General features: G+C 70.4%; 21 protein-coding genes and 1 pseudogene. 13 read left to right on the top strand and 9 right to left on the bottom strand.

All coding sequences use genetic code 11. From position 1 onward, the window contains the following. Position 1 precedes the first annotated feature (1 nt). Both ACFWBQ_RS27225 and ACFWBQ_RS27220 read left to right on the top strand, forming a co-directional pair. On the top strand, positions 2-871 hold the full coding sequence (locus ACFWBQ_RS27225; protein ID WP_385499977.1) for an amidohydrolase family protein: 870 nt from the start codon (positions 2-4) through the stop codon (positions 869-871). Positions 872-927: 56 nt separating this feature from the next. After that, positions 928-1788, top strand: a complete 861-nt coding sequence (locus ACFWBQ_RS27220; RefSeq protein WP_385499970.1) for an Fpg/Nei family DNA glycosylase — start codon at positions 928-930, stop codon at positions 1786-1788. A gap of 7 nt (positions 1789-1795) precedes the next feature. Here the strand turns inward: ACFWBQ_RS27220 and ACFWBQ_RS27215 are convergent, their stop codons facing one another. Together ACFWBQ_RS27215 and ACFWBQ_RS27210 are read right to left on the bottom strand one after the other, a co-directional pair. Then, positions 1796-2458: a zf-HC2 domain-containing protein gene (locus tag ACFWBQ_RS27215; protein WP_385499935.1), complete on the bottom strand. Its 663-nt coding sequence runs from the start codon at positions 2456-2458 to the stop codon at positions 1796-1798. A gap of 32 nt (positions 2459-2490) precedes the next feature. Then, entirely contained in the window at positions 2491-2805 is a 315-nt protein-coding gene (locus tag ACFWBQ_RS27210) for a hypothetical protein (RefSeq protein ID WP_385499926.1), read from the bottom strand. 50 nt (positions 2806-2855) lie between these two features. Between ACFWBQ_RS27210 and ACFWBQ_RS27205 the strand changes: the two genes are divergently transcribed. The 4 genes from ACFWBQ_RS27205 to ACFWBQ_RS27190 all read left to right on the top strand — a co-directional run bounded on the left by ACFWBQ_RS27205 (position 2856) and on the right by ACFWBQ_RS27190 (position 6727). Continuing rightward, entirely contained in the window at positions 2856-3608 is a 753-nt protein-coding gene (locus ACFWBQ_RS27205) for a LytR/AlgR family response regulator transcription factor (RefSeq protein ID WP_385499908.1), read from the top strand. Positions 3609-3670: 62 nt separating this feature from the next. After that, positions 3671-4033, top strand: a complete 363-nt coding sequence (locus ACFWBQ_RS27200) for a hypothetical protein (protein WP_385499889.1) — start codon at positions 3671-3673, stop codon at positions 4031-4033. A gap of 23 nt (positions 4034-4056) precedes the next feature. Beyond that, positions 4057-5520, top strand: a complete 1464-nt coding sequence (locus tag ACFWBQ_RS27195) for a cation acetate symporter (RefSeq protein WP_385500197.1) — start codon at positions 4057-4059, stop codon at positions 5518-5520. 19 nt (positions 5521-5539) lie between these two features. Beyond that, positions 5540-6727, top strand: a complete 1188-nt coding sequence (locus ACFWBQ_RS27190) for a sensor histidine kinase (protein WP_385499877.1) — start codon at positions 5540-5542, stop codon at positions 6725-6727. Positions 6728-6746: 19 nt separating this feature from the next. On the opposite strand, the gene ACFWBQ_RS27185 is transcribed toward ACFWBQ_RS27190, so the two are convergent. Next, positions 6747-7256 carry a hypothetical protein gene (locus tag ACFWBQ_RS27185; RefSeq protein WP_385499863.1) on the bottom strand — a complete coding sequence of 170 codons (510 nt, stop codon included), beginning with the start codon at positions 7254-7256 and terminating at the stop codon, positions 6747-6749. A 111-nt stretch (positions 7257-7367) separates the two neighbouring features. On the opposite strand from ACFWBQ_RS27185, the gene ACFWBQ_RS27180 reads away from it, so the two are divergent. Further along, positions 7368-7565 carry a zf-HC2 domain-containing protein gene (locus tag ACFWBQ_RS27180; protein ID WP_385499858.1) on the top strand — a complete coding sequence of 66 codons (198 nt, stop codon included), beginning with the start codon at positions 7368-7370 and terminating at the stop codon, positions 7563-7565. Here the strand turns inward: ACFWBQ_RS27180 and ACFWBQ_RS27175 are convergent. After that, a complete protein-coding gene (locus ACFWBQ_RS27175) occupies positions 7499-8068 on the bottom strand; it encodes a sigma-70 family RNA polymerase sigma factor (RefSeq protein ID WP_385499853.1) in 570 nt (189 codons plus the stop codon). The two genes, ACFWBQ_RS27180 and ACFWBQ_RS27175, sit on opposite strands and share 67 nt — an antisense overlap. A 258-nt stretch (positions 8069-8326) precedes the next feature. On the opposite strand from ACFWBQ_RS27175, the gene ACFWBQ_RS27170 reads away from it, so the two are divergent. Next, positions 8327-9538, top strand: a complete 1212-nt coding sequence (locus ACFWBQ_RS27170; protein WP_385499846.1) for a CapA family protein — start codon at positions 8327-8329, stop codon at positions 9536-9538. A 60-nt stretch (positions 9539-9598) separates the two neighbouring features. On the opposite strand, the gene ACFWBQ_RS27165 is transcribed toward ACFWBQ_RS27170, so the two are convergent. Beyond that, positions 9599-10060, bottom strand: coding sequence for a universal stress protein (locus tag ACFWBQ_RS27165; protein WP_385499835.1), 462 nt, complete (start codon positions 10058-10060; stop codon positions 9599-9601). A 164-nt stretch (positions 10061-10224) separates the two neighbouring features. Between ACFWBQ_RS27165 and ACFWBQ_RS27160 the strand changes: the two genes are divergently transcribed. Continuing rightward, positions 10225-11070: a polysaccharide deacetylase family protein gene (locus tag ACFWBQ_RS27160; RefSeq protein WP_385499823.1), complete on the top strand. Its 846-nt coding sequence runs from the start codon at positions 10225-10227 to the stop codon at positions 11068-11070. A 27-nt stretch (positions 11071-11097) separates the two neighbouring features. Here the strand turns inward: ACFWBQ_RS27160 and ACFWBQ_RS27155 are convergent, their stop codons facing one another. Next, positions 11098-11760: a class F sortase gene (locus ACFWBQ_RS27155; protein ID WP_385499811.1), complete on the bottom strand. Its 663-nt coding sequence runs from the start codon at positions 11758-11760 to the stop codon at positions 11098-11100. Between the two features lie 825 nt (positions 11761-12585). Here ACFWBQ_RS27155 and ACFWBQ_RS27150 point away from each other — a divergent pair. Then, a pseudogene (locus tag ACFWBQ_RS27150) lies at positions 12586-12768 on the top strand (hypothetical protein); the annotation flags it as partial. A 97-nt stretch (positions 12769-12865) separates the two neighbouring features. Here the strand turns inward: ACFWBQ_RS27150 and ACFWBQ_RS27145 are convergent. Beyond that, entirely contained in the window at positions 12866-13414 is a 549-nt protein-coding gene (locus ACFWBQ_RS27145) for a hypothetical protein (RefSeq protein ID WP_385499805.1), read from the bottom strand. Between the two features lie 165 nt (positions 13415-13579). Beyond that, the gene (locus ACFWBQ_RS27140; protein WP_385499801.1) at positions 13580-14347 is read right to left on the bottom strand and encodes a hypothetical protein; all 768 of its coding nucleotides are present in this window, start codon (positions 14345-14347) and stop codon (positions 13580-13582) included. A gap of 734 nt (positions 14348-15081) precedes the next feature. Here ACFWBQ_RS27140 and ACFWBQ_RS27135 point away from each other — a divergent pair. The 3 genes from ACFWBQ_RS27135 to ACFWBQ_RS27125 all read left to right on the top strand — a co-directional run bounded on the left by ACFWBQ_RS27135 (position 15082) and on the right by ACFWBQ_RS27125 (position 19237). Beyond that, a complete protein-coding gene (locus tag ACFWBQ_RS27135) occupies positions 15082-16044 on the top strand; it encodes an SCO0930 family lipoprotein (protein ID WP_385499795.1) in 963 nt (320 codons plus the stop codon). A 203-nt stretch (positions 16045-16247) separates the two neighbouring features. After that, positions 16248-17066, top strand: coding sequence for an SAM-dependent methyltransferase (locus tag ACFWBQ_RS27130; RefSeq protein ID WP_385499788.1), 819 nt, complete (start codon positions 16248-16250; stop codon positions 17064-17066). Continuing rightward, entirely contained in the window at positions 17063-19237 is a 2175-nt protein-coding gene (locus ACFWBQ_RS27125) for a putative bifunctional diguanylate cyclase/phosphodiesterase (RefSeq protein WP_385499783.1), read from the top strand. The genes ACFWBQ_RS27130 and ACFWBQ_RS27125 overlap by 4 nt, the downstream gene beginning before the upstream one ends. 42 nt (positions 19238-19279) lie before the next feature. Here the strand turns inward: ACFWBQ_RS27125 and ACFWBQ_RS27120 are convergent, their stop codons facing one another. After that, positions 19280-20254: a LysR family transcriptional regulator gene (locus ACFWBQ_RS27120; protein ID WP_385500191.1), complete on the bottom strand. Its 975-nt coding sequence runs from the start codon at positions 20252-20254 to the stop codon at positions 19280-19282. Between the last annotated feature and the right edge of the window lie 58 nt (positions 20255-20312).

Genomic DNA, 20312 nt, shown 5'->3' with positions numbered 1-20312 from the left:
CATGACACCGCCCCCGCAGGTCGTCGATGCCCACCACCATGTCTGGGACCTCGCCGTCCGGGACCAGGACTGGATCACGGGCGAGGAACTCGCCCCGATCCGCCGCACTTTCACCCTCGCCGACCTGGAGCCGGAGGCACGCGCCGCAGGTGTGCGGGCCACCGTCCTCGTCCAGACCGTCACCGCCCCGGAGGAGACCCCCGAGTTCCTCGCGCTCGCCGCCGGCAGCGGTCTCGTCGCGGGCGTCGTCGGGTGGACCGACCTCACCGCACCCGAAATCGCCGACACGCTCGCCGCCCTGCGCGCCCTGCCCGGCGGCGACCGGCTCGTCGGAATCCGCCACCAGGTCCAGGGCGAACCCGACCCTCAGTGGCTGCTTCGCCCCGACGTCCTGCGCGGGCTGGAGGCCGTTGCCGCCGCCGGACTTGTCTACGACCTGATCGTCCGGCCGCATCAACTGCCTGCCGCCGTCCGGGCCGCCGCCCAGCTGCCCGGGCTCACCTTCGTACTCGACCACGCGGGCAAGCCACCGGTGGCACAGCGGCGTACGCACCCGTGGGCCGACGGGCTCCGTGCGCTGGCCGCGCTGCCCAACACCGTGTGCAAACTCTCCGGCCTGGTCACCGAGGCGGACCCGCACTCCTGGACCGTCGAGGACCTGCGCCCGTACGCCGACACCGTCATCGGCGCCTTCGGACCCGACCGGCTGATGTTCGGCTCCGACTGGCCCGTGTGCCGGCTCGCCGCGTCGTACGCCGATGTCGTCGACGCGGCGCGCGCGCTCACCTGCGGTCTCGGCGAGGACGAACAGCGGTCCGTCTTCGCGGCCACCGCCCGCCGCGTCTACGGCCTGCGGGAACCGGCCGGCTGAGGGCGCGCCGCGCTCCTTTGCAGGCGTCGGCGGGTCCGCTGCGGCAGGCTGGTGTCATGCCCGAACTGCCGGAAGTCGAAGCCCTGCGGGACTTCCTCGGCGACCACCTGGTCGGCAAGGAGATCGCCCGCGTCCTGCCCCTCGCGATCAGCGTCCTCAAGACGTACGACCCACCCCTCACCGCCCTGGAGGGCACGACCGTCACCTCCGTGGCACGGCACGGCAAGTTCCTGGACATCACGGCAGGGCCGCTCCATCTGCTGACCCACCTGGCCCGGGCAGGCTGGCTCCAGTGGAAGGACAGCTTCCCCGCCACACCGCCGCGGCCGGGCAAGGGACCTTTGGCCCTGCGCCTGATCCTCGCCGGCGGCGACGGGTTCGACCTGACCGAGATGGGTACCACCAAGCGCCTCGCGGTCCACCTCGTACGCGACCCGGCGGACGTACCGGGCGTCGCACGCCTCGGCCCCGATCCGCTGGCCGACTCCTTCGACCGGGACGTGTTCGCCCGGCTGCTGGGCGGGGAACGGCGACAGCTCAAGGGAGCCCTGCGCGACCAGTCCCTGATCGCGGGCATCGGCAACGCCTACAGCGACGAGATCCTGCACGTCGCGAAGATGTCGCCGTTCAAGCTCACCACGAGCCTCGGCGACGCCGACATCAGCCATCTGTACACGGCCATGCGCACCACCCTCCAGGAAGCCGTCGAACGCTCCCGGGGCGTCGCCGCCGGGAGGCTCAAGGCCGAGAAGAAGAGCAACATGCGGGTCCACGGCCGTGCGGGACAGCCCTGCCCCGTCTGTGGTGACACCGTCCTGGAGGTGTCGTTCAGCGACTCCGCGCTGCAGTACTGCCCCACCTGTCAGACCGGCGGCAAACCCCTCGCCGACCGTCGCCTGTCCCGCCTGCTCAAATAGCCGTCCTTCAGCGGGTCACCGTCGCCAGCCACCGCCCGTCCGACGCCCGCACCTCGAAACGATCGATGTCGGCCGGCCGCAGCGCTGCGCCCCCGCGAACCACCACCGGCTCCTCGCCCGGCCCCGTGACCGACCAGGTACTCACCGTCTGCTCGCTGCCGTCCCGCCCCACCGCGACCAGTGCGCACACCCCCGCCACCGGGACCCGCGCCACCTCCAGTCCGACGTCCGAGCCCCACTCCCTCGCACCGGTCGTCACGACCGCGCTCACCCCGGAGTCCCCTCCCCCTCCCGTCCACCGCTCGGCCACCGCCTGACCGGGCGGCGGTCCGCCGTGCAGGCCCGCCACGGCCGCCGGCCCTCCGGCGCCGAGCACCACGGCCGCCGCCACCAGTGCGAGGCGCCGTCTGCGGGACGCACGGCGCCCGGCCGTGGCCACGGCGACCATCCGGTGCAGCAGTTCGGGCCCGGCATCGGCCACCGGAGCGACTCCGGCCGGCGTCCGGCGCGCATACGCCGCGAGCTGGGCCGCCACCTCGCCGAACTCGCGCACCTGGACCCCGCACGCGGAACACTCCGTCAGATGCTCCTCGAAACGGAAGGCATCGGCAGCACCGAGCACGCCGAGCGCATAGGCTCCGGCGTCGCGGTGGGGTTCGAGGATGCGCATGCCCTCACGTACGCAGCGAACCCGCACATCACTCAGGGATGGGGCTCTTCTTGAGGGAGCTGTTGCAGGTTTCCCTGCCGTGGGTCGTGGCGAGCCGCCCTGACCGCACACATCGACATCGAGACCATCGAGGCCCCGGACCGGCACCCGGGTCGTCGGCGTTCGGCTCCGGGGGCGGGGGAGAGACGTTCGTGTGCGAGGTGCGAGTGCTCCTGGAAGTCGCCGTCGTCGGTCCGTACGCGGAGTTCGAGGACGGCCTCGGCAGCGGTCAGGCCCTGGCGGGCTCCGGTGATCTCCAGGCGGTCGCCGATCGGATGGCGGCAGCGCGAGCTCCACCCGTCACTCATGCCCTGCCGCCGGAACACACCCACGACCGACCGGTCTAAACTCCGGCCTCATGCTGCGCGCACTCGCCGTCGACGACGAAGCACCCGCCCTGGAGGAACTCCTCTACCTCCTGCGCGCCGATCCGCGCATCCGGAGCGCCGAGGGGGCCACCGGCGCGACCGAGGCCCTGCGCCGCATCGGCAGTGCCGTCGAGGCCGGACCGGAGGACCCCTCGGCCATCGACGTCGTCTTCCTGGACATCCACATGGCGGGTCTCACCGGACTCGACGTCGCCCAGCTCCTGGCGGGTTTCGCCGCGCCCCCGCTCATCGTCTTCGTCACCGCCCACGAAGGCTTCGCCGTGCACGCCTTCGACCTCAAGGCCGTCGACTACGTGCTCAAGCCCGTCCGCCGCGAGCGCCTGGCCGAAGCCGTCCGCCGCGTCGCCGAACAGGTCGGCGAGCGCTCGGCGCCCGTCCACGACGCCGCGGCCGACCAGATTCCGGTCGAACTGGGCGGGGTGATCCGGTTCGTCCCCGTCGAGGACATCGCGTACGCCGAAGCGCAGGGGGACTACGCCCGGCTGCACACCGCCACCGGCAGCCACCTCGTCCGGATCCCGCTGACCACCCTCGAGGAACGCTGGCGCTCCCGCGGCTTCGTACGCATACACCGGCGCCACCTGGTGGCGCTGAGCCGTATCGACGAACTCCGCCTCGACGCGGGCAGCATGAGCGTGCGCATCGGGGACGCGGAACTCGCGGTCAGCCGTCGTCACACACGGGCCCTGCGCGATCTCCTGATGCGCCAGACCGGCCGCTGACCTGGGCCTACCCGGGCTCGCCCCTTCCCAGCCGAGGCCCGCGCCGCCTAGACTCCGAGCCCATGTCCGCAGAGAGCACGCCCCGGCGCGAAGTGGTCACGGGGGAGCCGCGGCGAGTGCGTCCGCTGCCCCGCTACCGTGCCCAGTCGGAGATCGACGAGCAGACCGCTCTCGGCGGCGCCTACGTCCGCTCGCTGATGCGCAGCCAGCTCCGCGCCGGACTCACCGCCTTCGCCGTACTCGCCCTGGTCGCCGGCACCCTGCCGCTGGTCTTCGAGGCACTCCACAGCAACACCCTCGTCTGGGCGGTCCTCGGCTTCGCCACCTATCCACCGCTCACCCTGGCCGCCTGGTGGTACGTGCGCAGGGCGGAGCGCAACGAGCGCGACTTCGCCCGACTCGTGGAAGGCCGCCCCGCACCGTGACCGCCCCCGGCCATCCGGCATCGATGGTGGCGGTCGCCCTCGTCGTCCTGGCCACCGTGCTCGTCGGCGGCTTCGGGCTGCGGATCTCCCGGACCACGTCCGACTTCTACGTCGCCTCCCGCACCGTGCGGCCGCGCCTCAACGCCGCCGCGATCAGCGGTGAGTACCTCTCCGCCGCCTCCTTCCTCGGCATCGCGGGTCTGGTGCTGGTGCACGGCCCCGACATGCTCTGGTACCCGGTCGGCTACACCGCCGGATACCTCGTCCTGCTGGTGTTCGTCGCCGCGCCGCTGCGCCGCTCCGGGGCGTACACCCTTCCCGACTTCGCCGAAGGACGCCTGGAATCACGGCAGGTGCGCAGGCTGGTCAGCGTGTTCGTCGTCGGCGCGGGCTGGGTGTACCTCGTACCGCAGCTGCAGGGCGCCGGACTCACTCTGAAGATCCTCACCGGAGCGCCCGGCTGGCTCGGCGACGTACTCGTGGCCTCCGTCGTCGTCCTCGCCGTCGCGGCGGGCGGCATGCGCTCGATCACCTTCGTGCAGGTCTTCCAGTACTGGCTGAAGCTGACCGCGCTCCTCGTCCCGGCGATCTTCCTGGTGCTGGCCTGGCAGGGCGACGGACGGCCCCGCGTCAGCTTCGACGAGCAGGTCTCCGTCTTCCGCGCCGACCACCCGCTCTACGCGACGTACGGGCTGATCGTGGCGACCTTCCTCGGCACCATGGGCCTGCCCCACGTCGTCGTCCGCTTCTACACCAGCCCCAACGGCCGCGACGCCCGCCGCACCACCGTCGCCGTCCTCGCCCTGATCGGCATCTTCTATCTGCTGCCGCCGGTCTACGGAGCCCTGGGCAGGCTGTACGCCCCCGAGCTCATGCACCGCGGTGACGCCGACGCCGCCGTCCTGCTGCTGCCCGCCCGGGTGATCGGCGGCCTCGGCGGTGACCTCCTCGGCGCGCTCGTCGCCGGCGGTGCGTTCGCCGCGTTCCTGTCCACGGCGTCCGGGCTCACGATGGCCGTCGCCGGCGTGATCACGCAGGATGTCCTGCCGTCGCGCGGCGTACGGCACTTCCGGCTGGCCACCGTCCTGGCCATCGCCGTGCCGCTGGCCGGTTCGCTGCTGGTCAGCCGGGTGCCGGTGGCCGACGCCGTGGGCATGGCCTTCGCGGTCTCCGCCTCCTCCTTCTGCCCGCTGCTCGTCCTCGGCATCTGGTGGCGGCGGCTCACCCCACCGGGCGCGATCGCCGGACTGCTGCTCGGCGGCGGCTCCGCCCTGCTGTCCGTGGCCATCACCGTCAGCGGCGCGGTACGCCCACCGGGCTGGCCGCACGCTCTGCTCGCCTGGCCCGCCGTCTGGTCCGTGCCGGTCGGCTTCCTCGCGATGATCCTGGTGTCCCTCGCCACGCCGGGACGGATACCGCCGGGCACCAACGCGGCCATGACCCGCTTCCATCTGCCGGAAGCGCTGACCTCGGGGAGAGGGCGATGAGCCCCTGCAAGGAGAAGCGGTGACCGGAGCCGGGATCGCCGTCATAGCCGTGCTCACCCTGCTGCTGTTCGGTACGGGCTTCCTCCTCGGACGCACCGCACGTCCCGTGCGCACCAGTGACGTGGGTACGCCCGTCGAGCACGCCACCTTCGAGACCCTGCACACCGCATCCCTCGCCGCGCCGCCCCTGCGTGCGGGTCTCACCGAGGAGAGTGCCCGCAGATCGGCACGCAGGCTGCGCTCACTGCTGGGCACCGACGCCCTGTGCCTCACCGACCGGGACAGGGTGCTCGTGTGGGACGGCGAGGGAGACCATCACGGCAAGGACGTGATGCACCACGTCCAGGGGCTCCTCGCCAGCGGCCGGGACACCGCCTTCCACAGCGACTGCGGGGACCTCGACTGTCCGCTCCGCTGGGCCGTCGCCGTCCCGCTGACGGTCGACAACCGGGTGCTCGGCACGCTCGTGGCCTATGCGCCCCGCGAATCCGCCGTACTGGCGAGGGCCGCGGGAGAGGTGGCCCGCTGGGTCTGTGTACAGCTGGAACTCGCCGAGCTCGACCGCTCCCGCACGCAGCTGATCGAGGCCGAGATCAAGGCACTGCGGGCGCAGATCTCTCCGCACTTCATCTTCAACTCGCTCGCCGCGATCGCCTCGTTCGTCCGCACCGACCCCGAGCAGGCGCGCGAACTCCTGCTGGAGTTCGCAGACTTCACCCGCTACTCCTTTCGCAGGCACGGGGAGTTCACCACCCTGGCCGACGAACTGCACTCCATCGACCAGTACTTGGCGCTGGTGCGGGCCCGCTTCGGCGAGCGGCTCTCGGTGACCCTTCAGGTCGCCCCGGAGGTGCTGCCCGTAGCCCTGCCGTTCCTCTGTCTCCAGCCGTTGGTCGAGAACGCCGTCAAGCACGGTCTGGAGGGTGCCGTCACCAGGAGCCGCATCACGATCAGCGCACTGGACGCGGGCGCCGAGGCGGAGGTCGTCATCGAGGACGACGGCACCGGCATGGAGCCGGACCGGCTGCGGCAGATCCTGCGCGGCGAGGGCGGTACGTCCACCGGGATCGGGCTGCTCAACGTGGACGAGAGGCTGCGCCAGGTGTACGGGGACGACTACGGGCTGGTCATCGAGACCGGCGTGGGCGCAGGCATGAGGATCACCTTGAGACTGCCCAAGTACCGTGCGGGAGTTCACGGTTCATGACGTCCCGCCCTGCGGCAGCTCAGTACAGATGAATCGCCAGATGCCCGAGCGGCAGCCCGAGCTGCCACGCGGGCGTCCACACCTGCGGCTCCCGCTCCTCCTCGCTCCCCGCCGGCTCCCAGGGCGGCGGCCCGATCGCCTCGAGGTCCGCCGCCAGCAGCTCGGTCTCCTCCAGCCAGCGCCAGGCCGCACGCGCCAGCGCGAGGTCGGGATCGTCCCGCGAACCCGCGGCCCTCGGGCGCTCCGGGCTGTTCAGCCGCGCGCAGACCCACCGTCTCCACGCCGCTCCGTACGCGGTGAGCAGCCGCAGCTCGTCCACCCGGGCCGCGGGCAGCGCATCGGCCACCGCCCCGTCGGAGAGGAAGATCGTCAGGGCGAGCGCATCCCGGCCCGCGCGGTACTCCAGCGTCGTCGGCTCCATCAGGTCGCCGGTCACCAGCAATTCGTCCGCGATGTACTCGGCGTACATCCAGTCCATCGGGACCAGCAGCCCGCCCCCACTGGTTCCATCGTGCTGTTCGGGACGCATCCCGTCTCGCCTCTTTCTTCGACTCGGCACCGGGCTTCACGCAGCATTGAACCGGGGGCGCGTGCCCCGCGTGGGCAGAAGGGCAGGATCCGTCGGGAGATACGAGGTGCGATGACCGCCGAACGCGGCGACGACCCGCATGTACGGCAGCTGCTGGGCGCGTACGTGCTCGACGCACTGACCGCAGACGAGAGCGGTCCGGTCGCCGGGCATCTCCAGCGGTGCGACGCGTGCGCCGCGGCCTATGTGGAGGTCGCGGACGCGGTGTCCCTGCTCGCGCTGCTCAGCGTGGACGACCTGCTGGAGTAGCCGGGAAGATTGCGTGACAGCAACCGGAGCGCGTAGTAGGAACGGGATTTGACGGTGCCCGCCGGTATGCCGAGTGCCTGGGCCGTCTCGCCCACGCTCAGCCCGCGGAAGTAGATCTGTACCAGCACGGCGCGGTGCTCGGGGCTGAGTGTCCTGACCGCCTCGCGGACATCGAGCGTGCGGACAGCGGAGTCCGCGGTGTTCTCCCGGGCGGGGGCGCTCTCCAGGACCACGTCACTGACCTCGGCGGGCCGGGCCTGGCGGGACCTGCGGGCGTCGATGGCCAGGCGCCGGGCGACGGTGAAGAGCCAGGGGCGCATCGAGTCGTACGGGGCGTCGAACGCCTCCGGATGCTGCCAGGCGCGTACCAGCGTCTCCTGCAGCAGGTCCTCCGCCCGCTGCCGGTCGCCGAACGTCAGCCCGAGCGCGAAGTTGAACAGAGCCGGCCCGTGTTCCCTCTGCAACTCCGCGAGGGCCCGCTCATCGGTTGTCGCCGTGGTCATCGTGAACGTCCTTTCCCGAAGAGGCCCCTGCCGCCTCGCTCCCGCCTGGGCGTATACGAACGCATCGTGGCTCGGGGGAACAGGCAGCGCACCGAGGTGTGCGCCGAGCGGTCGCACGGAGCGGCGAGTGGTGCGGTGAACGGTCGGGAGGCGGCGATACGGCCGATTCAGGTACTTCACTACCTATGTCCTTGACTCGCCAGTATGAATATATGTGTATTCGGATGGCCGAAATCATCCGAACTGGGAGTCGTGCAGATGACGAAGCGCATCCGACAAGGCGCGGTGATCGCTGTTGCGGGCCTGCTGGCCGCCGCGACGGCCTGTACCGGCCAGCAGTCCACGCCCCCGGGGTTCGCCGGGCGCCAGCTGGCCGCGGACCGGGGCGGCAGCGGGGCGGGCAGCGGGGGAGCGGACGGCGCGCGTACCTTCACGCTCCTGGCCTCGGGCGACGTCCTGCCCCACTCCTCCGTCATCGACCGGGCCGCGGTCGATGCGGGCGGCAGGGGCTACGACTTCCGCCCGATGCTCAAGGGCTCCGCTCCCGCCGTCGCAGGTGCGGATCTGGCCATCTGTCACATGGAGACGGTGTACGGGCAGGACGGCGGTCCCTACACGGGCTACCCCTCGTTCAAATCGCCGCCCGAAGTGGCGCAGGCGCTGCGTTCCACCGGCTACGACTCCTGCTCCACCGCCTCCAACCACACCCTGGACGACGGTGCGCCAGGGATCGGGCGCACGCTCGACGCCCTGGACAAGGTCGGCATCGCCCACGCCGGATCCGCCCGTTCCTCCGCCGAAGCGGGCCGTCCCACCCTGCTGAAGGCCGGTCCGGGCAAACGGGCACCGAAGGTCGCCCACCTCGCGTACACCTACGGCACCAACGACATGCCGCTGCCCCCGGGGCAGCCCTGGGCGGTCAACCTGATCGACCGGGACCGGATCGTCGCGGACGCCAGGGCGGCCCGCCGTGCGGGCGCCGACGTCGTCGTTCTCTCCCTGCACTGGGGCACGGAGTGGCAGGACGAACCCGATGAGGAACAGCTCGCGCTGGGCCGGGAACTCACGGCTTCCGTGACCGGGGGCCGCCCCGACATCGATCTGATCCTCGGTACCCACGCCCATGTCCCGCAGGCGTACGAGAAGGTCAATGGCACCTGGATCGTCTACGGCATGGGTGACCACATCGCCGGTGCGATGGTCAATCACGAGGGAGTCGAGGATCCACGCGGCAACGAGAGCTCGATGGGCCGCTTCACCTTCGCGCCGCCCGGGAAACCCGGGGAGCGCTGGACAGTGAGCAAGGCCGAATTCATTCCCCACCGGTTCGATCCCGCTACCGGGCGTTCGTGGAACCTCGACGCGGCCGTGGAGGGCCGGGCGGACCCCCGGTGGGAGGTCCGCGAACGGATTCGCGGTGTCGTCCTCAGCCGTGGCGCCGGTCAGGACGGACTGGTGCCGGGGAAGTAGCCGCCCGGCGGCGTCACAGGACGACGTCGACGGGGACCGCGGTGTACGGGGCCGTGGCGTTTACGGTACGACGGTGACCGGCCAGCGCCCGGACTTCACCAGCCGGACCGCCACCGAACCGACGAACCGGTGCCCGGCGGACTCCGACGCTCCGACCACCACCGCGTCCGCCTTCAGCTCGTCCGCCGCCGTCACGAGCCCGTTGTACGGGTCGCCGCGGAAGGTATGGAATTCCCAGCGGACATTCCATATGTCCTTGAGCCGCTCGGTCGCCGTCCTGATCTCGGCCACCAGTTCCTCGGCGATTTCCTGCGTCGCGTCGGAGACCGGTACCCCCAGGGCGGCACCGGCCGGGATCACCGGCTGGACGTAGACAAGGGCGAGCATGGCGTTCTGGCGGCGGGCGAGGCCGGCGGCGTAGGCCGCGGCCCGCATCGAGGAGTCGGACCCGTCGATGCCGGCGACGATCACCTTGGGGCCGTCCGTGCCGCGTTCGAACCGGTCGTGTTGCTGGTCTGTCACGGCAGTGAGGTTAGCCGCACCCGAACAGGAAGCTCGCCCCGGCCACCGTGCGGCCCGGGTCGGCCCGTCCGTCATCGCCGGTGCACTCCTTCCATCGGGTGCAAACAGCTGCCCGCCCGGTGTTGCCGACAGGTCCTGGCCGTTCGGCGTGCGAGCAGTTGGCCATGAAACATGATCAGATTGCGGCGGGACGCCGCACCCTCTTGCGCCTCGCCCTCGGGATCGGGGCTGCCACCGCCGTACACATGGTCGCTGCGGACCCGGCGGGTACGCCTCCCCGTCCCGGGGGAGAGCCGCCCACGGGGGCCGCCGGCCCTCCGCGGAGTGCGCGGATGAGCCCCACCGGGTACCGCCTGCGACCCATGACGGCCCACACCCCGCCCCGGTTCCGGCCCGCAGCGCCACCGGTGCGAACCCGGCCGTTCGAGGAGTTGCCGGACCTGGGGCACGACGCCATGGTGCTCAGCTTCGACGACGGCCCGGACCCCGCCTACACACCGAGCATCCTGGCCACCCTGCGCAGGTACGGGGTCCGGGCGATGTTCTTCGTCTGCGGCGAGATGGCGGCAGACAACCAGGACCTCCTGCGCGAGATGGATGCGGACGGGCATGTGGTCGGCAACCATTCCTGGTCCCACCCGCTGATCCCGGCGCTCTCCAGGCGCGCGATCCGTGCCGAGCTCGGCATGACCAGCGAGGTGATCGAGAAGACGCTGGGGGCTCCGCCGCTCTGGTACCGGGCCCCGTACGGTGCCTGGAACCGCAACTCCTTCGAGATCGGCGCCGCGATGGGCATGGAACCGATGGCCTGGACCGTCGACAGTCTGGACTGGACCTCACCGGGCACTTCCACCATCGTGCGCCGGGTTCGGCAGGGCGCGGCACCGGGTGTCGTGGTGCTGTCGCACGACGCGGGCGGCAATCGGTCGCAGAGCGTCGACGCTCTGCGCCGGTATCTGCCCGCGCTGATCGAGGACGGCTACCGCCTGACCGTCCCGCACCGCAGCTGACGGCCGCGCCGCGCGCCTGCGTACCCGCTAACGCGTCTCGACCAGCCGGGCGAAGACCACCACGTTCCCGTCGTATCCACCGGCCCTCGAATAGCCGCCACCGCAGGTGATGACCCGGAGCTCGGAGTACCCGGTGTCGCCGTAGACCCGGGCTCCGGGGAAGTCGTTCTTGGAGAACACCTCGACTCCGTAGACCTCGAACACCGCGATCCGGTCGTCGTAGCGGGCCACTTCGACACGCTGGCCCTTCTGGAGGGAGCCCAGGCCGTAGAAGACAGCGGGACCGGACAGGTTGTCCACGTGGCCGACCACGACGGCCGTACCGCGCTGTCCGGGGGCGATGCCGTTCTGATACCAGCCCGCGAGGTTCGGGTCCTGCGGGGGCGGCGCCTCGATCCAGCCGGCCGGATCCAGATTCACGTCGATCACAGGCGCGTCGACCTGGATCGACGGAACCTGGATCCGTGCGGCTGGTGCGTACGGCAGCGGCTGTACCGGTTCGCCCTCGGCCGGTGCGGGGGCTGCCGCGTCCCGTGGGCCCGCCACGGAGGCCGCGGCGGCGGGCTGAGGTGGTCCGGGAGAGGTCTCGACGCCATTGCGCATGAGGGCGAGCCCGGTCAGCATCACCAGGGCGATCGCGCCCCAAGGTGTGCGTCTGCTCCGCTCGGCGCCCCAGTGGTCCCGGCCCATGGTTCTCCCTTCGTCGCGACATCGCAAACGCTAGGCGCGGGGCGGTGCGGCGGCGATCAGAGAAGGGCGAACGGGTGGCGGCCACGGGGAGCCCTCTACTTCGGAGTAATGAGCAGATAAAAATTCTGACGGTCCGTGACCTGCGGATGCGTCAGATTGCGGGCCCGACGCACGGCGTGTCGGCTCACCGAGGTGGAGCAGCGCCGAAGTGCAACATTTGCGGTATTTGGTGAGGGTTCGTCATGGGACGCGTTCTCGCCCATTCATCCCGGGGAACAGGACTCCGGGGCGCTTCCCGCTGGAGGTTCCAAGATGCGTGCTTCACGCACTCTCGCAGCTGCCGCGACCGCGTTCGCGGCAGTCGGGCTCGCTGCTCCGATGGCGGTCGCGGGCGGTGGCCCGGGCAGCAACTCGAGCAACGCCCCGACCAACGTCACCGTCAACCCGTCCGCCGTCCACCAAGGCGCCACCCTGCAGGTCAGCGCAGAGGGATGCGGCCGCTCGGGCGGCAAGGTGTGGTCGAACGCCTTCCCGACGGTGAACCTCTCGCCCGGGCGGGTCGGCTACGCCACGGCGCGCATCCGCGACAACACGACGCCCGGGCAGTACAGCCTGTCCGTGAGGTGCAACGAGAACGGCAACAACTTCGGCAACGGCAACGGCAACGGCAACGGCACCGGCGGCAACGGTGGCCAGGGTGGTAACGGCGGCCAGGGCGGCGACGGCGATGAGCGCGGCAACGGCGGCCAGGGCGGCGACGGCGGCCAGGGTGGTAACGGCGGCCGGGGCGGCAACGGCGATGAGCGCGGCGGCCGTGGCGAGAACAACGACTCCGTCGCGACGGCCCGTTTCACCGTGCTCCCCAGCCGGGGCGCGCAGGGCGGCCTCGGCGGCTCCATGGGGCCGAGCTCGGTCGAGATGCAGGTCGGAGGCGGTCTTGTCGCCGGGGCAGCCGTCGGCGGTGCTGTCTTCATCGTCCGTCGCCGGATGAGCAATGCGGCAATGTAACGCGTCGAACCTCCTGCCCGGCCCGATACGCCCGTCGCCCCGAGTCCTGGATCAGGACCCGGGGCGACTGTGTGTGCTGTGAAGTCGTGCGGCACGGTCAGTGCTGACGGCCGGTCCGCCGCTTGCGCAGGACATAGACGGCACCCGCTGCCGCGACCGTCACCAATGCGGCACCGGCTGCGATCTCACCGGGATCCACGGTGTCGACGCTGCCGCCGAGCCCGCCCAGCACACCGCTGGGAGACGCGGTGGAGCTGGTGGTGGGAGCGGTGGTGGGGGTGTTGGTGGGGGAGCTCGTGGCACCGCTCGTGATGGACAGGTCCGCCGTCCGCGTCGTGTTGCCGCAGCGGAAGGTCACTTCGTAGACGGCCCCGCGCCTGGCGTCCCAGTCGACCGTGACGGTGGCCGACCTGCCTCGCGGGATCGTGGTCGTGTCGAACACGCCCGAGAACGCGGTCGCGTCACTGGTGCACCCCATGGCGCCGAGGGTGACCTGGCCTCCCGGCGCGACCGTCGACGGAGTGATGGTCGGCGTGAACGAGGTGGATGTGCCGCCTGGGAGCACGTGGGCCGATGCGGCCGGTGCCATCAGGAAGCAGGCTGCCGCGCCCAGCAGGGCGGCGGGTGCGACACGTATCGCGCGCATGGTGAATCCTCCGGGTCCCCGAGGAGCAGCCGCGGAACGGATTTCCGCAAGGCATGAGAAATGCACCTCGATGCCCGAAACGGTAGAAGTACCACATATCACCCGCGATCGGTGTCCGGCAAATGGGGCAGTCTTGTCCCCCGGCCGGCGCACCCGCCGGGTGTCCTACCCGTCTGTGGCGTGCGGGAACAGATCGACGAACGGGGCGGTGGTGGCCGAGATGCCCCGGCCGAAGGGGGCGTCGAAGTCCCAGATCAGGAAGAGCAGGAAGGCGATCAGGACGCTGAAGAGGCCGGCGAGCAGCAATTCGCGGAACGTTCTGCGGATCTGGAGTGTGAAGATCAGTCCGACCGTGACCAGCGCCCCGGTGATCAAGCCGAACCAGACGACTCCCGGCATCGTCGCGCCCGCGTTCTGGCCCCGGGAGCCCCGTGCGTCGTCGACGGCGGCCACCTGGTCCACCAGCGGCTGGTACGCCTGCCCCTCGTGGTCCGTACGCGGCCGGTATTCTGTGACGTCGGCCCGTAGCCGGTCCAGGAGTCGTGTCCCCTCCTCGGTGAGGCTGCTGTGCTCCGTCATTGCCCTCCACTCCTCGTTGACGACATACGAGACGTAGGCGTCGACATCGCCGCGGATGCGGTCGCGTACCTCGGCCGGATATACGGCTGAACGCGCGCTCACCTCATGCAGCGCCTGGGCCTCCAGGCGTACCGATTCCTGGGCGGCGCTGCGGCCCTCCCAGACGCCCGCGATGGCCAGGCCGAGCACGATCGCGTACACCACGCCGATCATCATCGTCATGTACTCGATGACGTCGGGCGTCTCGGACGGATCGTCGTCATCGCCGATGCGGCGGTTGTTGAGGACTGCGATGGTCAGGACGACGGCGCAGGCCGAGGCCATGGCGATGGTCAGAACAAGCCATTCCGACATGGGCTTCCTTCATCGGTCTTCATCGGACATCGGTCATCGGGACGAGCGGGGCCGTAGCACGGCAACCGCGAATACGGCGGGAGCGGTGATCAGCAGGGTGAGCGAGACCAGCGAAGTACCGGCCCGGGGTGCTTTGCGGGGCGGTTTCCGGTAGGCGGGCAGCGCCACGGGCCTGGGTGAGGGCGGCGCCGGACGCGCCGTGGGCGACGGCGGCGGCGGCGCGGGTTCCGGTTCCGGTTCGGGTGGCGCGGGGGCCGGAGGCGGGGGCGGGGGAGGCGGAGGTGGCGGTGGCGGAGGAGGGGGTGGGGGAGGAGGAGGCGGCGGTGGTGGAGGCGGCGGCGGGGCCGGTTCGGGTTCGGCGACGACGGCCTTGCACTGCCCACCGCCCGCCACGGCGACCGACGAACCGCCGTCCCCCTGCCCGATGGAGGCAACCGCACAGTTGTCACCGGTCGCGGGCGCCGGTACGGCGAGCAGCCAGAGCAGAGTGGTGGCGGCTATGAGCCGCCCGATGCGTGATCCGTACACGCCGGGGATCATGTTCCCTGCCGGCGTGCGGCACGCGGAGTGGGGAGCCGATTCGCCTGATGGTGGGGATATTCGTCGATTCGCGTTTGCGCGCGGAGAAACTTTCTCGGTGACCTGTTGAACACAGGGGCAGTACTCGCCCGTACCTAGGGCCATGAGCGACGCGGACTCGCGTCGCAACCGGCAGAAGGACAACGGGAGTCGAAATGAATACCTGGCGGAACGCCTCGCTCGCGGTGACGACGGTGGCCCTGTTGGCACTGACGACGGCGTGCGGTCAGGAGAAGGGCACCGCGTCCCCCAACGGTCAGGCCGTCGGCAATGCGGCTCCCGCGCAGCAGCCGGCCGGCAGCGGGTACGGCTCGGACGGGGGCTACGGTTCCGACACGGGTGCGGACGCCGCGGCACCGAAGGAAGCCGGGCAGCTCGCGGTGTGGGACAGCAAGGAACTGGGCAAGGTGCTGACCGACAGTGAGGGCTTCACGCTCTACCGCTTCGACAAGGACACCGCGAACCCACCGAAGTCGAATTGCGAGGGCGACTGTGCGAAGACCTGGCCTGTGGTCCCCGCCGGCAACGCCACGGCCGCGGCGGGGACCGACGCCGCACTGATGGGCGAGGTCACGCGGGCCGACGGCACCAAGCAGCTGACCGTCGCGGGCTGGCCGATGTACCGGTACGCCAAGGACACCGGCCCCGGAGAGGCAACCGGGCAGGGCGTCGGAGGTACATGGTTCGCTTCGGCTCCGGACGGGAAGAAGGCGGCGGTGAACGCGGATGGCCCCGTCGGCGCAGAACCTGCTGATCTCGCCGGCCTTTCGGTCCGTAAGGACCCGAAACTCGGAGAGATCGTCGTCGACAAGCGGGGGATGACCGTTTACCGCTTCAAGAAGGACTCGGCGTGGCCGATGAAGTCCGCGTGCACGGGAGACTGCCTCAAGAAGTGGCCCGTCGTCAGCCCCGTGGCGAAGAATGATGTCGAGGGCGTCACCACCAAGGGATTTGTCACCTTCGACCGTCCCGACGGCATCAAGCAGCAGTCCGTCGACTGCTGGCCGATCTACACCTTCTCCGGTGACGCGGAGCCCGGAGACACCAACGGCCAAGGTGTCGGGGGGACATGGTACGCGGTGTCGCCCAACGCAAAGCTGGTCGGCGCCCCCAAGTAGTACCGAAGAGGTCTACGCAGCACCGGTCCGTCGCTGTATGTTACGCGCAGCGACGGGCCGGTTGCACATGCCACTGGTGTGTGACCAATAACGGATCTCTAATTTCCGTTTCCACTCGCTCTCTTGGCGGTCGATCAGTAGCCTCTGGTCAACACTGACCATGAACATGGCCGGATCGCCGTGGCGACTTGTTGGAGACATCGATGGAGCGTCCCGCCTGGGCACCGCAGGGCATAGACATCTCGGTGCCGAGCGTGTCTCGCATGTATGACTTCTATCTGGGCGGTTCGCACAATTTCGAGGTGGACCGGGAAGCGGCCCGCAAGGCCATGGAGTTCATGCCGGGCCTTCCCAAGATCATGCAGGCGAATCGCGCCTTTATGCGCCGGGCCGTGCAGCACGCCACCACTTCGGGCATCAGCCAGTTCCTGGACATCGGATCGGGCATACCGACGTTCGGCAACGTTCACGAAGTCGCCCAGGCGGCCGACCCGGAGGCCCGGATCGCGTACGTCGACCACGATCCGGTCGCGGTCGCGCACAGCCAGGCGGTGCTGGAGGGCAACGAGCGGACCGTGGTCGCCGCGGCGGATCTGCGCAAGCCCTCGGAGATCCTGCAGAACCCGGAGATCCGCGGACTGATCGACTTCGACAAGCCGGTGGCACTGCTGCTCGTGGCGGTGCTCCACTTCGTCGAGGACGCCGACGACCCGTACGCGGCGGTCGCCGAGCTGCGGGAGTCGCTGGCGCCCGGCAGCCTGCTCGTCCTGACCCACGCCTCGTACGAGGGGATTCCGCTTTCCCAGGAGGATGCCGGCGGCACGGTCGGCGTCTACCGCACCATCCGCAATCCGCTGATCATGCGGTCGCGCCAGGAGGTCAGCAGGTTCTTCGAGGGATACGAGATGGTCGAGCCCGGACTCGTCTCGATGCCCGACTGGCGTCCCGAGAACCCTGAGGCACGGGCGCAGGAAGACCCGTTCGCCTTCTCGGGCTTCGCCGGGGTTGGACGCAAGGCGTGAGCATCCCCGCTCAGGCGTCCGGTGCACCGGACGCGGAACCGGACGGCCCGGAGGGCCGGCTCCGGAGATTCGCCACCATCTGGAGCCGGGCGATCTTTCCGTCCACGGCCACGTCCATGACCCGCCCGGAGTTCGAGGAGCACCTGCTGCCGCTCGCCCGGGAGCTCAGCGCAATCCTTCATGCACGGCCCTTCGACGCGGCGTCCGCACAGCAGGTGGGGGCCGCGCTGGTTGCCGCCCACTGCACGGATCCCGACGCCCTCAGCTCCACACTCGGCGTCGTCGATTCGTACCTGGTGCTCTACTGCGGCACCAACGGCCCTGCGGAGCTGTCGACCGAGGACAGCCGGGCCCGCTGCGCGCGGATGCAGCACGCGCTCGCCGGCGGCTTCACCCAGGCCTTGCGCGAGCGGACGCTCAACGAACAGGAAGCCATCGCCCGGTCGGCGCTCACGGCCCGCTCGCACGCCGAGGCGGCGCTGCACGCGACCGAGGCGCGGTTCCGTGCCGTGTTCAAGGACGCGGCCATCGGGATCGGCATCGCCGATCTCGAAGGCAATGTGCTGGAGATCAACGACACCCTCACCCGGATGTTCGGCGGCCTGGAGAACCATGTCCGCAGCCACAAGGTGAACGAGTGGGTCCACCCCGAGGACTCACCGCAAGTTTGGAAGTACTACAACGAGCTGGTACGCGGGGAACGTGAGCACTACCGCGTGGAAAAGGCCTACTACCGCAACGACGGCACCGTGCTGTGGACCAATCTCACGGTCTCGCTGCTGCGCGACTCCGAGGGCCGTCCGGAGTACCAGCTCGCCCTCATGGAGGACACCACCGAGCGGCGGCTGCTCAACCTCAGGCTGCGCTACGAGGCCACGCACGACGCGCTGACGGGGCTGCCCAACCGGACCCTCTTCTTCGAGCGTTTGGAGAAGGCCCTCGCCGCCAAGGAGGGCATGCGCTTCGGGCTCTGCTATCTCGACCTCGACGGCTTCAAGGCGATCAACGACAGCCTGGGTCATGCGGCCGGCGACCGGCTCCTGGTCGAGGTCGCCGACCGGCTGCAGAGCTGTGCGACGGCCCCGGGCGAGATGGTCGCACGCCTCGGCGGGGACGAGTTCGTGGCCCTGACGACCGGTCCGCGTACCGAGGACGAGGTCGACGAGCTGGCCGGCCGAATCCTCTCGGCGCTCGCCACGCCCATCCGGCTCGACGGCCGGGAGCTGACGGTACGGGGGTCCATCGGCGTCGTCGAGGGGCCGTCGGGCGAACGTACCGGCGCAGAGGTGCTGCGCAGCGCCGACATCACCATGTACCGCGCCAAGTCGGCCGGCGGCAACCGCTACGCGCTCGCCGACGCCGAGGCCGACGCCCGCGCCATCACCCGGCACGGACTGACCACGGCACTGCCCGCGGCCCTGGACCGAGGCGAGTTCTTCATCGAGTACCAGCCGTTGGTGCACCTGGGCGACGGCAGTGTGCACGGTGCGGAGGCGCTGGTGCGCTGGTGTCACCCCCAGCACGGCGTGCTGGGCCCCGACCGGTTCATCCCGCTCGCCGAGCACACCGGGCTGATCGTCCCGCTCGGCCGCTGGGTACTGGAGGAGTCCGTCCGCCAGGCGAACTTCTGGACGGAGCGGCACACCGACGGCGGCCCGCTGCGGATCAATGTCAACCTTTCACCGACGCAGCTCCACCACCCGAGGCTGGTCGCCGAGACCGTCGACGTCCTGGAGCGCTCCGGACTGGAGCCGGGCGCGCTGTGCCTGGAGGTAACCGAGTCGGCGCTGATCGGTGCCGACGACGATCTGCTCAAGCCGCTGCGGCAACTGGCGGAGATGGGCGTCGATATCGCTCTGGACGACTTCGGGACCGGCTACTCGAATCTGGCGAACCTGCGCCGTCTGCCCGTGAGCGTCCTCAAGCTGGATCGTTCCTTCACCCAGGGCATGCAGCACCATCCGGCCGACCCGGTCGACCTGAAGATCGTCGAGGGGATCGTCTCGCTCGCCCACAGCCTGGACCTCGCGGTCACGGTGGAGGGCGTGGAGACAGGCGCCCAGGCCGAGCAGCTGCGGCAGTTGGGCTGCGACACGGCCCAAGGCTGGTACTACGCGCGACCGGGGGCACCGGACCGGATCCACGCCCTGCTGCTGGCGGACGCGGTCTGACACTTCGTCCTCAACCGTCGGACGGGGTACGACACTTCGTCCTCAACCGCCGGACGGGCCGGATCCGTCGGCGGTTGAGGACACACCGGGCGGCACCGACGCTTCCGGCCCGCCCGCCCCGCCGGGCCCGTCCGTCCCCTTGGTCAGGAGCATCCGCTGCAGTTCCCGCGCCGCCCGCGGCGGCGCGACGTCGCTGCGGTGCGCGAGCGCGATGGTGCGCCGCAGACCGGGCGAGGCCAGCGGTGTCGCTCGCAGATCCTGGCCGGCCCGTACGGCGACCATGCGGGGCACCACCGCGATCCCGAGCCCCGCCCGTACGAAGCCCAGCACGGCGTCCATTTCGCCGCCCTCCACCGTGAACGACGGTTCGAAGCCCTCCGCGCGGCAGGCGGCCACCGTCAGCTCTCGCAGGTCGTACCCGTGCCGGAACATCACCAGCGGCTCGTCCTCGAGATCGGCGATGCGCACCGTGCCCTTGGCGCCGGGCCCTTGCCGTGCCGTCGACGACACCACGACCAGGTCCTCGTGCAGCAGTTCCAGGGTGGTCAGCGCGGGCGACGCGGCGGGCAACGGCAGCACGACCAGCGCGAGATCCAGCGCCCCCCTGGCCAGCTGCCGTACGAGGTCGTGGGAGCCGCCCTCCTCGATCAGGAGCTGGATTCCCGGGTGCAGATCGTGGAAGGCGCGCAGCACGTCAGGCAGCAGACCGGTGCAGACGCTCGGAGTGGCACCGAGCCTGATCCTGCCCCGGCGCAACTGCACGAGCTCCTGCACCTCGTGCCGTGCGGTGTCCGCGTCCGCCAGGATTCTGCGTGCCAGCGGCAGCAACGCCTCCCCGGCGTCGGTGAGCGCGATGTTGCCCCTCGCCCGGCTGAAGAGCTCGGCACCCAGTTCGTTCTCCAGTGCCCTGATCTGCTGGGAGAGCGAGGGCTGGGAGACGTGCACCTCCTCGGCGGCCCGCGTGAAGTGCCGGGCCTCGGCGACGGCAACGAAGTAGGTGAGCTGCTGGAAGTGCATGGGACCGACGATAGCGAACCCCATAGAGAAAGCCTATGGATATGAGTTGTTTCATGTC

This window comes from Streptomyces sp. NPDC060035 (genome assembly GCF_042736635.1).
Classification (GTDB): domain Bacteria; phylum Actinomycetota; class Actinomycetes; order Streptomycetales; family Streptomycetaceae; genus Streptomyces.
Note: the sequence above shows the minus strand (reverse complement) of the source record. Positions and strands in the feature narration are given on the sequence as shown.